Here is a 14,604-nt window from a genome sequence, read left to right on the forward strand (position 1 = left end):
TCGCAGAGCGCACTACTCTGAAAAGATAAATATGTATATTTGGAAACTATGCATAATAAAAATTCGAAAACTTGGGCATTGCCAACCGTGTTTACGGAATAATCTCAACAAATTTGATTTAAATGAACTGTTATGGAATTAAAACCGATTAAATCTGAAAAGGATTACCGAAATATACTTGAACGTCTTGAAATAATTTTTGATGCTCCGGTTGACACAAAAGATGGCGGCGAGGCAGAAATCCTATCATTGCTGATTGAAAATTACGAAAACGAACTTTATCCAATTGAAGCACCTGACCCGATCGAGGCAATAAAAATAAGAATGGAGGAACTAAATATGCGCCAAAAGAACTTGGTCGGAATAGTAGGTGGAAAAAGTCGAGTGTCAGAAATCCTAAATAGAAAGAAGAGATTGACTGTAGATATGATTAGGGAACTGGAACGAATACTTTAGATTTCCGCATCGGTTCTTGTCAATAACTATCAGCTTTCAAAAAAATAATAAAGGATACCAAAGTATCCCATGAATACTAATCCCGTTACCCACAACTATGGAACAAACTGAATTCTTAGAGAAAAACATATTTACTGATTTGAAAAATCTAAATGACGAATCCGAGAAAGACACCGTGCAAATTTTTTCTGAGTCGGAATTTGAAACAGTTCTTGAACGCGTTGAGCATTTCGGGATAGGAGTTTATAAAATTGAGTCTTGGCACAATGGTGAAACCTCTGAGGTTGCAGCACACGATGATTTCAAAAAGAAAGCCACAGATCCAAAATGGTATAAAAAAGCATTTTTGACATTTAAATCACGTCAACCCGGACTTTCTTATTCTGCAACCTATAAAGTTTCAAATAAACTTTTAGCAAAACAGAATACTTTAGACGACGAAGAACTGAGCTAAAAACTCCCTTATCCTTAATTATAGCCAGCTGCATTTTTAGCTTTCTTTTTTCCATTTGCCCTTAATTCATATAGCAACCCCTCATTAATTTTCTTGCCAATTAAATTACTTATCAGTACTTTTAGGTTATGACAGAAGCCGCTATAGAAGAAGAGAAAAAAGAACTCGCCAAGCAATATAAACAGTTACTAAAAATCAGTTATCGCACGCTTAGTAGTGATGATAAAAAACTGATTCGAAGCGCGTTTGATCTTGCCGTGGATGCACACAAAGAGCAACGCCGCAAAAGTGGCGAAGCCTATATTTTTCATCCAATAGCCGTAGCAAAAATTGTTGCTGCTGAGATTGGGTTGGACGCCACCAGTATAGCTGCAGCACTGTTGCACGACGTTGTTGAGGACACAACTTATACTTTAGAGGAAATTGAGGATATGTTTGGCACCGCAGTGGCGCGTATTGTTGATGGGCTTACCAAGATTGCCCACATAAACATGTCTGAAGATGTTTCCATGCAAGCGGAAAACTTCCGGAAAATGTTGCTTACCCTTAATGAGGATATTCGGGTAATCATCATAAAAATCGCGGACAGATTGCATAATATGCAAACGATGGACAGTATGCCGCCAGACAAACAGCGGAAAATAGCTTCGGAAACACTTTACATTTACGCCCCCCTCGCCCATCGTATTGGGCTTTACAACATAAAAACAGAATTGGAAGATCTCGGTTTGAAATTTACCGAACCTGAAGTTTATGCAGAGATTTTAGGGCGAATAAAAGAAAGCAAAGAAGAACAAGACGCCTACATTGCTGCTTTCAACAAAGTGATAAAAGATTCTTTGGATGCTGAAGATTTGAAATATGAAATAAAAGGCCGTCCAAAATCAATTTTTTCCATCAGAAGAAAAATGCTGACACAGAACGTAAGTTTTGACGAAGTTTATGACAAATTCGCTGTCCGAATTATTTATAACAGTGCGCCTGAAAACGAAAAATTCTTTGCTTGGAAAATATATTCTATTGTTACAGACCATTTTCGTCCCAATCCAATACGGTTGCGCGATTGGATTTCTTCACCTAAATCAACTGGCTACGAAGCACTGCACATTACTGTTATGGGCCCAAAAGGTAGATGGGTGGAAGTGCAAATTCGCAGCGAACGGATGAATGAGATTGCAGAAAAAGGTTTTGCCGCCCACTACAAATACAAAAACAAAGAAAAAGACGACGGCGGACTTGAAGACTGGTTGAATAAACTGCAAGACACGCTTGAAAATTCAGAAATAAGCGCGGTAGATTTTGTAGAGGAATTCAAATTGAATCTTTATGCAAAAGAAATTTTCGTGTTTACGCCAAAAGGAGATCTGTATTCACTTCCCAAAGGCGCAACAGCATTGGATTTCGCATTTCATATTCATACTGAAATTGGGATGCATACACGAGGCACAAAGGTGAATGGAAAACTCGTTCCACTAAGTCATGAACTAAAAAGTGGCGATCAAGTGGAAATAATTACTTCAGAAAATGCCAAACCCACTGCAAACTGGTTAAACTACGCAACAACAGGTCGAGCACGTTCCAAAATAAAATCCTCTTTAAAAGACGAAAAGAAACAACTCGCAGAAGAAGGAAAGGTAATTTTGGCCCGCAAACTAAAGTCGTTAAAGTTAAATCTAGACGAAGGCACACTAAATCAGCTGGTGGTCTTCTTTAAAGTAAAAACTAGCCTAGACCTATATTATCGTGTGGGTGCAGGAATTATTGACAACCCGAAATTAAAAGATTTTGCAGCTTCCCGAAGCAATGCCTTTATCAGTTTCTTTAAAAATAGAATTCGAAAGCCAGACAAACCGGAAGATGTCCATAAAGAAGAAATAACCGAAAAGTTTGATCAACTAGTTTTTGGCAAGAACGAAGATAAATTAGATTACAAAATGGCGAATTGTTGCAACCCTATTCCAGGGGACGATGTGTTCGGCTTTGTAACGGTTAACGAAGGGATAAAGGTGCATAAAACCAATTGTCCCAACGCGCTACAACTTCAAAGCAACTATAGCTACCGCATTATGCCCGCAAAGTGGATTGACTCCACCCAGCGCGAGTTTAAGGCAGATTTAACAATAAGCGGAATAGATACCATTGGTTTAGTAAATGAGGTGACAAAAGTGATCTCCAACAACCTTCACATAGATATGAAAAGCGTACACTTTGACAGTAACGATGGTGTTTTCACGGGGAAAATTGTGGTTGTAGTAAAAAACAAAACCATTCTAAATAATTTAGTAGACAACATCAAAAAAATAAACGGAATTGATAAAGTTACCAGAGTGTAAAATTTGAGTAACTTTGCAATCTTAATTATGAGTTCAAAAACAAATATAAATAATCAGGCAATTGTAAAGAACGTTTTCACGGGGTTCCTTGAGGAAAAAGGACACCGTAAAACCCCGGAACGATACGCCATTCTTCAGGAAATTTATGATCACGACGACCATTTTGATATTGAGTCGCTGTACATAAATATGAAGAATAAAAATTACCGTGTTAGCCGTGCCACGCTTTACAACACTATTGAATTACTTTTAGAATGTGGCCTTGTGCGCAAACATCAATTTGGGCAAAACCAAGCACATTATGAAAAATCATATTTTGACCGCAATCACGATCACGTAATTCTTGGGGACGGTGAAGTAATAGAGTTTTGCGATCCACGAATTCAAAGTATAAAAAAAACCATCGAAGAAGTTTTCGATATTGAAATAACCAACCATTCACTTTATTTCTACGGAAATAAAAAAACCGCTAAAAACGTTAAGGCGGACAATTCTTAAAAACTATGGCAGTAGACTTACTACTTGGACTACAATGGGGCGACGAAGGCAAAGGAAAAATTGTTGACGTACTCACAAAAAATTATGACATAATTGCACGTTTTCAGGGCGGGCCCAACGCAGGGCACACTTTGGAGTTTGATGGAATAAAACACGTTTTGCGAACCATTCCCTCAGGAATTTTCCATAAAGAATCAGTAAACGTTATAGGAAACGGTGTTGTAATTGACCCCGTTGTTTTTGTAAAAGAACTGGAAGCACTGGAAAAATACAATATTGATTATAAAAAAAACCTAATCGTTTCCAGAAAAGCACACGTTATTTTACCAACACATCGTTTGCTGGACGCAGCTTCAGAGGCTTCCAAAGGAAAAGCAAAAATTGGTTCCACGCTAAAAGGAATTGGACCAACTTATATGGATAAAACCGGAAGAAACGGAATCCGTATTGGCGATTTAGAGCTAGAAAATTGGCAAGATAAATATCGTGCCTTAGCAGATAAGCACGAAGCAATGATAGCTTTTTACAATGTTGACGTTCAATATGATTTGGCTGATCTTGAAGCTGAATTTTTTACGGCGGTTGAAACATTGAAAAAGCTAACTTTCATTGACAGTGAGGAATATTTGCACCAAGCCCAAAAAAACGGAAAAACAATTTTGGCCGAAGGCGCCCAAGGTTCATTGTTAGACATTGATTTTGGAACTTACCCTTTTGTAACGTCATCAAATACAACGGCAGCAGGTGCTTGCACAGGTTTGGGCATACCACCAAACAAAGTGAAAGATGTCTTCGGAATTTTTAAAGCATATACTACTCGCGTGGGTAGCGGCCCTTTTCCTACCGAGCTTTTTGATGAGGACGGAGAAAGAATGGCAAAAGTTGGAAATGAATTTGGAGCTGTAACTGGGCGTCCGAGACGCTGTGGTTGGCTAGATTTAGTAGCACTACGCTATGCTGTTCAAGTGAATGGCGTTACCCAATTAATAATGATGAAAGCCGATGTTTTAAGCGGTTTCGAAACATTAAAGGTTTGCACTGCTTATAACTACAAAGGTAAAACCATTCACCATTTACCCTATAATATCGAGGCTGAAAATGTTACGCCAATCTTCACCAAAATGAAAGGATGGAAGGCAGATTTAACTAAAATGAGCGAAGCTTCCCAGTTGCCCGAGGCATTAAACGATTATATCGATTTTCTTGAAAAAGAACTTGAAGTACCTATCAAAATCGTTTCAGTTGGGCCAGACAGAAAGCAGACTATTGATCGATAATCAATTTGTTGTTGATATTTTCGTTGCTAATGATAAATAATTCTTTTTTGAAAATATCATCTTTCATATTTGTTCTATTTTTTGTTTTATTCGGAATAAATGGTTCCGCTCAAGAAAAGCAAAAGGTTGATATACAATCGGGCTATCTTGAATTGCGACCCGAATTTCCCGACGCCGCCATTTATACCAAAGATGAAACCGGACAGGTTTATATTATTCACGAAGGTATAGAAATGTGGTGCGACCAAGCTTTTGTGTATTTGAAAAACAATTTTGTGAAAGCCTACGGGAAAGTTAGAATTACCCAGGGCGACACCATTTCAATGGATAGCAAATACGCCGAATACAATGGCAACACGCAATTTGCCTTCGCAAGTGGCGATGTGGTTTTGACCGAACCAAAAACCACGCTTACTACAGATACACTCTATTTTGATAGAATAAAACAGCAAGCTTATTACAGAACCGGTGGAACCGTTCGTGACACTGCAAGTGTTTTGACCAGCCGTTCGGGTAGGTATTTTGCCGAAACTAAAAAGTATCAGTTTCTTCAAAATGTAAAAATTGTAAATCCAAAATATACCGTAAATAGCAACCAACTCGATTTCTATTCGGAAACGGGAGCCGCTTATCTCTATGGCCCTTCAACAATTGTTAGTGAAACCAGCACCGTTTATTGCGAAAGAGGGTATTACGACACACGAGGCGATACAGGGTATTTTGTGAAAAATTCAAAAGTGGATTATGAAAACCGTACACTTTACGGCGACAGTATTTATTTTGACCGAAACAAAAGTTTTGCTTCCGCCACAAACAATATTCGGGTTTTGGACACTATAAATAAAAGTGTAATTCGAGGACATTACGCTGAAGTTTTTCGGGAAAAAGATTCCGTTTTTATTACGAAACGCGCCATTGCCATTACTGTTCGTGATGGCGATTCAATTTATGTTCACGCAGATACATTACAAATAACGGGAAAGCCAGAAAATAGAATTATGAAAGGTTTTTACCGCGCAAGACTATTTAAACCCGGAAAAGTTGGCGATGATCCCACTAGTGGAAAATGTGATTCTATTTATGTTAATGAAAAACGGGGGATTACCAAATTGCTTCGAAATCCTGTTTTGTGGAGCGGTGAAAACCAGATGATCGGCGATACCATCCACCTTCTTTCAGACACGATCACGAATAAACTTGATACACTTAAAGTCTTCAATAACGCTTTTTTAGTTCAGAAGGATAGTTTGGGCTATAATCAGGTTAAGGGGGAACGGCTTATCGGGCTTTTTACAAATAATGAATTGGATACGGTAAACATTAATAAAAATGCACAAGTAATTTACTATCCTAGGAATGATAATGGGGAGTTGGTAGGAATAAATAATACCGTTTCCAGTTCTATTCAAATGTATTTGGAAGAACAACAGATTACCGGAATTCGATTTATAAAAAAAGCTTCAGGAAAAGTATATCCGCCTTCCATGTTACCAGAAAACGCTCGGATTCTTCCCGGTTTTCAATGGCGCGGGGAAGAACGATTATATTCTGTGGAAAATTTATTTAAAGGAAAACCAGCACCCGTGCTTCCCAAAATAACGGGAATTCCATTACCGAAAGACGAAGGCGAATTTTTTGAAGATATTCCTGAAGATGAAATTCAACTTCCCGAAGAATCAAAACTAAGTCCGAAAGATTTGCAAAACCGTCCGGACGACCCAAAACCCGAAACGCAGGAAAGCGAAGCGAAACGCGATTCCATTCAGCAGAAAAAGAACGATTCCATTCAATCCGGCAACTAATGACCGAAGATTTTTTTAAATATCAAGCGCAGACCACCCCGCATCCGTTGGCCTTGAAAATTTCATACGCTAAAGGAAGTTATATTTATGACACCTCGGGAAATAAGCATCTCGATTTTGTAGCTGGAGTTTCGGCTTGTACACTCGGGCATTGCCATCCACGAGTTGTTTCAGCAATAAAAAATCAAGCTGAAAAGTATCTACACGTAATGGTTTATGGCGAATATATTCAGGAGCCAGCAGTTGAACTTTCAAAACTTCTCGCAAAAAATCTTCCGAAAAATTTAAATACCACATATTTGGTAAATAGCGGCACCGAAGCTATTGAGGGAGCTTTAAAGTTGGCTCGTCGTGCTACTGGAAGAACCCAGCTTTTATATGCAAACAATGCGTACCACGGCAATACAATGGGCTCGATGAGCGTGATGGGTTACGAAGAAAGAAAAAATGCTTTTAAACCTTTGGTTCCCGATTGTTTTCCAGTTACTTTCAATAATGAAGCGGATCTTCAAAAAATCACCTCAGAAACAGCAGCCATTATTTTAGAAACCATTCAAGGTGGCGCAGGCTTTATACAACCAGAGAATGATTACTTAAAAAAGGTTCGTGAGCGTTGTGATGAAACTGGAACTCTTTTGATATTGGATGAAATTCAACCTGGTTTTGGTCGCACGGGAAAACTTTTCGCTTTTGAACATTTCGGAATTGTTCCCGATATAGTAGTGATGGGAAAAGGAATGGGTGGCGGATTGCCTATTGGCGCTTTCACAGCTTCACACGAAGTGATGGCACTACTGCAGGAAAACCCAAAACTTGGGCATATTACCACTTTTGGCGGGAATCCTGTAATTGCGGCTGCCGCTTTGGCAACGCTTCAGGAACTGACGGAAACGGACATTATTCAACAAACTCTTCAAAAGGAAAAACTTTTCAGAAAACTTCTTAAACACCCTATGATAAAAGAAGTACGCGGAAGAGGTTTGATGCTTGCGGCAATGTTGGAAACTCCCGAGATTGCTTCCGAAGTGATTCTCGCTTGCAAAGATCAAGGATTGATTCTTTTCTGGCTTCTTTTTGAAGGTCGCGCAATCCGTATAACTCCACCACTCACAATAAGCAATGACGAAATTGCAGAAGGTTGCAAAATTGTTCAAAACGTGCTAAATCGCGTCAAATGAAGTCAATTTTGCACAACCCCTTTATTAATAGGAATTTACGCCTTACCTTTCTGTTGATAAGTCCGTTAACAAGAAAGACGGCATAACTATTGAAACAGTATTTACATTATTATCTTTAAAATAGAAGAAACCGTTAAACCGTGCGTATGCAATTAAGTTCAAACGAGCATAACAACTTCTCGCTGGAAAGATTTGAATCTATGCTGAAAACCAACAGCGTTCTATTTTTCGACTCAGAAGAATTTGAAGAGATAGTGCACCACTACCTTGAAAATGGTAAAATTGCACTAGCCAAAAAGGCTACCAAATTGGGGCTTGAGCAACATCCTTCCTCAACAAACCTTAAGCTTTTCCAAATAGAAATGTACATTTTTGAAAACCAATTAGATATCGCCGAAGAACTTTTGGACGAATTGTACCAATTGGAACAAAGCAATGAGGAAATCTACATTCAAAAGGCAAACATTTTTTCACGTCGCGACAAACACAAAGAAGCTATTACACTTTTGGAACAGGCTTTAGAAATAACCGATGATGAAGCTGACGTACTGTCATTATTAGGCATGGAGTATCTTTTTATGGAAGACTACGTAAATGCTAAATTTTATTTCATGAAGTGCTTGGAGGAAGATGAAGAAGATTATTCCGCACTTTACAATATTATTTACTGCTTCGAATATCTTGATGAATATGAAGCAGCTATAGATTATTTAAACGATTTTCTAAACAAAAATCCATACTGTGAAGTGGCTTGGCATCAAGTTGGTAAACAATATTATGAACTTAAAGACTACAAAAAGGCACTTGCAGCATTTGATTTTGCAATAATAAGCGATGATCGCTTTATAGGCGCATACCTTGAAAAAGGGCGCGTGTTGGAAAAATTAAAGAAATATGAAGAAGCCATAGAGAGCTACTCAATAACCTTAGGTTTAGATGATCCAACTTCTTATGCACTTTTGCGAATTGGAAAATGTTATGAAAAGCTCGGCAATGCTGAAATGGCGCTTCAATTTTTCACTAAATGTGTTGAAGAGGATTCATTGCTAGATAAAGGTTGGATAGCCATCACAGATTTTTACTCTAAAAGCAAACAATTCCAAAAAGCGCTTTATTACATAGAAAAAGCTATAAATATTGATAGTGAAAATGTGCTTTATTGGAAGCGATATGCCAAAATAAACAATCGTTTAAACCATTATGAAGAAGCGGAAGTAGGTTATCGTAAAGCTTTGGAATTGGGTAATTATGAATTGGAATCCTGGTTAACTCGCGGCGATATTCTAACTAACCTAGGCGAATTTGAAGCTGCAGTAAATAATTTTAACCAAGCTTTAGAATTTTATCCCGAACACGCCGAATTAGAATACCGACTTTCAGGTCTGTATTATTCGTTGAATGAAAACGACAAAGGAGCGTTCCATTTAAAAAACGCTTTAAAAGCAGAACCCGAATATTTAATGATAATTGAAGAATTATTTCCTCAAGTCTATCAAATGAAAACGGTTGTTGAAATAATTAAACAACACAAAAATCCTTCGCTTTAATTTCAGTATTTTTGGGGTTATTAGCAAAATAAACCTATGCCTCAAAGAAATTTCCTTCAATATTTAACCGTTACGGCAAAAGGGCTCGCTATGGGCGCTGCAGATGTAGTTCCGGGTGTTTCGGGCGGAACCATCGCCTTCATTTCCGGAATTTATGAAGAATTGATTGAAACCATTAACAACATTGATCTTGGTTTTTTTAAAATTTGGAAAAAAGAAGGTTTCACTCAGGCTTGGAAGCATTACAACCTATCTTTTTTAGTCGCGCTTTTTTCCGGAGTTTTTATAAGTATTATTTCTCTCGCAAAACTTATCACCTGGCTTTTGGATGTTTACCCCATAATGGTTTGGTCTTTTTTCTTTGGGTTGGTTATTGCAAGTATTGTTTACGTTGCAAAACAAATAAACAATTGGAGGTTAGCGGTAATTGTAGCATTGGTTATTGCTTCAATACTTTCCTATTTAATTACCATTGCAGACCCAGTTGGTTCTCCGGGAAGTACATGGTTTCTTTTCTTTGCAGGTTTTATAGCGATTATCGCTATGATACTTCCTGGAATTTCCGGAGCTTTCATTCTTTTGCTTTTGGGCGCCTACACAACGGTTATTGGAATTGTAACCCAATTGACAGAGGGCATTACAACTTTCAACAGTTCGCTTTTCTTGGGTGCATTTGGTAAGCTTTTAATATTTGCCTTAGGTGCTATTATTGGACTTAAGGTTTTTTCAAAAGCATTAAACTGGATGTTTAAACATCACAAAAACTTGATTTTAGCGGTACTTACTGGTTTTATGGTAGGTGCCCTTAATAAAATATGGCCTTGGAAAGAAGTATTACAGTATAGAATGAATCATGTGGGAGAGCAAATTCCGTTTATTGAGAGAAGCATCCTCCCACAAAATTACGAAAGTAATCCACAAATTTTATATGCTATTATCTTTGCTGTTATAGGCTTTTTGACCATTTTTTTATTGGAAAGAATTGCCGTGAATAAAGTGACAGTTAAAAATGAAAGTGAGTAGTAAAACCTTTATGTACCAGAACTAAAAATGTACGAAAACCGCTCCTTATCAGATAAAACTTGGCTGGTTCTAAAAGGACTGGGTATGGGCGCTGCCAATAAAGTCCCTGGTGTTTCTGGTGGTGTGGTGGCATTTGTGGCTGGTTTTTATGAGGAATTTATTTATTCACTTCAAAAAGTGAATAGAAAAGCTTTTAAACTTTTACTTGGTGGGCGTTTTCAAAGTTTTTATAGGTATACCAACGGACAGTTTTTGAGTCTTCTTATTTTAGGAATGATCATCAGTTATTTCAGTATTTCAAAGCTTCTCGATTATTTAATTGACCACTATGAACTTTATGTTTGGAGCGCATTCTTTGGAATGATAATCGGCTCTATTTACTTTATCGCAAAAGATTTTGGCGATTGGAATCGCAAATATGCTGCTTATTTATTGTGCGGAGTAATTGCCGGCGTTGGCATTAGTTTCCTAGAACCGGCAAAGGAAAACAGCAATCTCTTTTTTGTCTTTTTCTGCGGAATTATAAGCGTTTCGGGAATGACATTGCCGGGACTGTCAGGCTCTTTTATATTAATACTTTTCGGAAATTATGTGCTGTTATTGGTAGATTCAGTAAATGCGCTTTTTGATACATTCGCCAATATTTTTCAATGGAATTTCAGTTGGATTTATGACCCAGAACGCATTGAGCTTTTAAAAGTCTTGGCCGTTTTTTCATTAGGCTCATTAGTAGGTCTAGTTTCACTTTCACACCTTTTGGCCTATGTTTTAAAACGTTTCAAAAAAGCTACCTATGCTGTTATTATAGGCTTTATTGCAGGTTCTTTAGGCGTAGTTTGGCCTTGGAAAGAAAAAAAATACGATCTCGATGCTTTGGGTCAAATTCAATTTGACAACAACGGCAGGGAAATCATAACAGGCTATAACAGATTTTTCCCTTCTGAGTTTAACACAGAAACCACTATGGCAATCGTTTTTGTAGTTATTGGTGTTTTAATCGTGCTCAGTTTGGATTGGTACGATAACCATAAAAAAAAACATAATGTCTAAATTTGGATTACTAGGAAAAAACATTGGCTATTCCTTTTCAAAATCATTCTTTTCAGAAAAATTTGAAAAAGAAAACCTGCCACATTCTTATGAAAATTTCGATATTTCTTCTATTGAAAAATTCCCAAATATAATTTCAAAAACACCTAATTTAAAGGGACTTAGCGTAACTATTCCTTATAAGCAGCAAGTTATTCCATTTCTAGATAATTTAAATGAGGAAGCGGAAATAATTGGCGCCGTAAATACAATTAAAATTTCCGATGAAAAAAAACTCACGGGCTATAATACCGATCACTTCGGATTTCAAAAATCGCTGAAAGATTTTTTACCACTTCAACAGAAAACAGCTCTTATTTTAGGCACTGGTGGAGCTTCAAAAGCCATTGCATATGCGCTCGGAAACTTAGGTTTTGATTTCAAGTTTGTAAGCAGAACAGCCACTTTAAATATGCTAGACTATTCTTCATTAAATCAAGCTATTATTGAAAAACATTTGCTAATCATTAATTGTACGCCTTTGGGAACATATCCAAATATTGAAGGCTGCCCGAACATTCCCTATCAATATCTCACAAAAAACCATTTGCTTTTCGACTTAATATATAATCCCTCAGAAACCGAATTTTTAAAACGCGGAAAATCACAAGGCACAAAAACGAGTAATGGTTTAAAAATGTTGCAACATCAAGCCGAAAGAGCTTGGGAGGTCTGGAATTCATAAAAATTTACATAAAAAGGTTCAAAAAAACTTCGTGTGCTTTGCCAGTTGCGCAGTTGTTAGTATATTGACCCTCCAAGAAAAACGAACCTAAACATTGAAACAAATGTCTGACGAAAAATTGCCTCAGGAAGAAAACGAGAAAGAAATTCCAACGAACGAAACTACGGAAGAAACAAACGCTGCATCTGAAACATCAGAGACATCGACCAAGGAAAACACACCTGAAACCCAAGTTGAAGAAGTTCATGAAGAAAAAAATGCTTCGGAAAAAAATCCAGAAAGTGGTTCAGTCGTTGAAAATGAAACTGAGGAAGAAAACGAAGTTGAAAAAGCAATGATTGCCGAAAAGGAATCGGTAAAAGAGAAAGAAGTGATTGAAGCCACTTCAAATGAAAAGATTGAAGCTTCGGATGAAGAAGTAGTAGGAGAGAGCAAAGACGCATCTTTGGTTGATTCTTCGGAGTCTGATAGTGAAGATGAAGAGGAAGTAGCTTCTTCAGAAGACGATGAGGATGAAGAAGAACACGAGGAAAAAGCTCAAAAAGATTATAGCACACTTTCTGAAAAGGAATTAGTTGCTGAACTTGATATGCTTCTGAAAACAAAAAAAATTCAAGAATTAAAGCACGATGTTGAAGAAATTCGTTCCGAATTCAACAGTAAATTCAATGAAGAACTGGAACATAAAAAAGAGGAGTTTCTTGCCGAGGGCGGAAACATCATTGACTTCCACTACACTACTCCATTAAAAAAGGATTTTAATTCACTTTATTTCGACTATAAAGAAAAGCGCAATAGCCATTATAAAAATCTTAAAAAAGATCTACAAGGCAACCTAGACAAGCGTTGGGAACTTATTGAGGAGTTAAAGGGTCTTCTAGGCGCTGAGGAAAACATAAATACCACTTACAAACATTTTAAGGAAATTCAGGAAAAATGGCATGTCGCCGGTGCAATTCCGCGCGATAAATACAACACTGTTTGGAATACATATCACCATCATGTTGAGAATTTTTACGATTTTCTTCACCTGAACAGAGAGTTTCGCGATTTAGATTTTAAACATAATCTTGACGCCAAAATTAAGCTGATTACCCGTGCTGAAGAGCTAGGACAGGAAGAAGACATAAACAAAGCATTTCGCGAACTGCAGATGCTCCACAAAATGTGGAAAGAAGATGTTGGGCCCGTAGCCAAAGAATATCGCGATGAAGTTTGGGACAAATTCAGTGAGGCCACAAAAGTTATCCATGATAAGCGCCAAGAGCAGTTACAGGAACTTGAAAAGAATTTTGAAAATAATTACGAAACAAAAAAACAATTAATAGAAGAAATAAAAAAAATAACTGAAGAAACCAAGCCAAGTCACCAAGGTTGGCAAAATGCCATAAAAAAAGTGCAGGAACTTCGAGATGCTTTTTTTAATACTGGACGTGTTCCAAGAGTAAACAACAAAGAAATTTGGAAGGATTTTAAGGATGCTACCGGAAATTTTAACCATCAGAAAAATAGCTTTTATAAAAACCAGAAAAAGGAACAATTTACCAATCTGGAAAAGAAACGTGAGCTGATAAAAATTGCCGAAGATAACAAAGAAAGTGACGATTTTGATGCCACAACCCAATTGATGAAAAAAATCCAGAGTGACTGGAAAAGTATTGGGCACGTGCCACGAAAGGACAGCGATAAGATTTGGAAGCAGTTTAAAAAAGCCTGTAATCATTATTTTGACAGAGTACACGCGCAGAAAAATGAAGCCAATAAAGAAGAAGTAGTTCATTTTGAAGCAAAACAGGCAATGCTTGAAAAGCTTGCTTCTTTTGAATTAAGCGGCGACCACAAAGCTGATGTGAAGTCTATTAAAGAACACATAACTTCTTGGAAAGAAATTGGCCGTGTGCCCTACAACAAACGTAATATTGAACAGAAATTCAACAAAATCTTGGATGGTCTTTTTTCAAAACTTGATTTAGGTAAAAAGGAGACTGAGCTTATTAAATTCGATAATAAATTAAATACGCTCGTAAATAGAGAAGACGATCGCAAATTGCAGAACGAGCATTTCTTTATTTCGAAAAAGATAGATGAAACCCGTGATGAAATTCGTCAATTGGAAAACAATTTAGGTTTCTTTCGCCATGTGCCCGATGATAACCCAATGGTAAAAGAAGTTCATAAAAACATTGAGCGACACAAAGAACAGCTTGAAGTTTGGAAGGCGAAGCTATCCAAAATTAAAGAGATAAGAGAAGATTAAATATT

The 14,604-nt window shown here is 37.3% G+C and carries 12 protein-coding genes; all 12 read left to right on the forward strand.

The annotated features are described in order from the left end of the window. Positions 1–132: 132 nt before the first annotated feature. Positions 133–456, forward strand: a complete 324-nt coding sequence (locus AEQU1_RS11420) for a type II toxin-antitoxin system HigA family antitoxin (protein WP_111881236.1) — start codon at positions 133–135, stop codon at positions 454–456. Between the two features lie 97 nt (positions 457–553). Then, positions 554–910, forward strand: a complete 357-nt coding sequence (locus tag AEQU1_RS11425; protein WP_111881238.1) for a hypothetical protein — start codon at positions 554–556, stop codon at positions 908–910. Between the two features lie 128 nt (positions 911–1,038). Further along, positions 1,039–3,243 (forward strand): bifunctional (p)ppGpp synthetase/guanosine-3',5'-bis(diphosphate) 3'-pyrophosphohydrolase, encoded by a 2,205-nt coding sequence (locus AEQU1_RS11430; protein WP_111881239.1) that lies wholly within the window; start codon positions 1,039–1,041, stop codon positions 3,241–3,243. Between the two features lie 27 nt (positions 3,244–3,270). Then, complete coding sequence (locus AEQU1_RS11435) at positions 3,271–3,741, forward strand: Fur family transcriptional regulator (RefSeq protein ID WP_111881241.1); 471 nt, start codon at positions 3,271–3,273, stop codon at positions 3,739–3,741. Between the two features lie 5 nt (positions 3,742–3,746). Then, positions 3,747–5,018, forward strand: a complete 1,272-nt coding sequence (locus AEQU1_RS11440) for an adenylosuccinate synthase (protein ID WP_111881243.1) — start codon at positions 3,747–3,749, stop codon at positions 5,016–5,018. A 53-nt stretch (positions 5,019–5,071) separates the two neighbouring features. Next, entirely contained in the window at positions 5,072–6,820 is a 1,749-nt protein-coding gene (locus AEQU1_RS11445; RefSeq protein WP_408730908.1) for an OstA-like protein, read from the forward strand. Next, the gene (locus AEQU1_RS11450; protein WP_111881246.1) at positions 6,820–7,998 is read left to right on the forward strand and encodes an aspartate aminotransferase family protein; all 1,179 of its coding nucleotides are present in this window, start codon (positions 6,820–6,822) and stop codon (positions 7,996–7,998) included. Before AEQU1_RS11445 ends, AEQU1_RS11450 begins: the two co-directional genes overlap by 1 nt. A 146-nt stretch (positions 7,999–8,144) precedes the next feature. Then, positions 8,145–9,545 carry a tetratricopeptide repeat protein gene (locus AEQU1_RS11455; protein ID WP_111881248.1) on the forward strand — a complete coding sequence of 467 codons (1,401 nt, stop codon included), beginning with the start codon at positions 8,145–8,147 and terminating at the stop codon, positions 9,543–9,545. Between the two features lie 36 nt (positions 9,546–9,581). Then, positions 9,582–10,568 carry a DUF368 domain-containing protein gene (locus AEQU1_RS11460; protein WP_111881249.1) on the forward strand — a complete coding sequence of 329 codons (987 nt, stop codon included), beginning with the start codon at positions 9,582–9,584 and terminating at the stop codon, positions 10,566–10,568. A gap of 27 nt (positions 10,569–10,595) precedes the next feature. After that, positions 10,596–11,618, forward strand: coding sequence for a DUF368 domain-containing protein (locus AEQU1_RS11465; protein WP_111881251.1), 1,023 nt, complete (start codon positions 10,596–10,598; stop codon positions 11,616–11,618). Beyond that, on the forward strand, positions 11,611–12,342 hold the full coding sequence (locus AEQU1_RS11470) for a shikimate dehydrogenase (RefSeq protein WP_111881252.1): 732 nt from the start codon (positions 11,611–11,613) through the stop codon (positions 12,340–12,342). Before AEQU1_RS11465 ends, AEQU1_RS11470 begins: the two co-directional genes overlap by 8 nt. A gap of 103 nt (positions 12,343–12,445) precedes the next feature. Continuing rightward, a complete protein-coding gene (locus AEQU1_RS11475) occupies positions 12,446–14,599 on the forward strand; it encodes a DUF349 domain-containing protein (RefSeq protein ID WP_111881254.1) in 2,154 nt (717 codons plus the stop codon). The last annotated feature ends 5 nt before the right edge of the window (positions 14,600–14,604 follow it).

The organism is Aequorivita sp. CIP111184, from assembly GCF_900489465.1.
Lineage (GTDB): Bacteria > Bacteroidota > Bacteroidia > Flavobacteriales > Flavobacteriaceae > Aequorivita.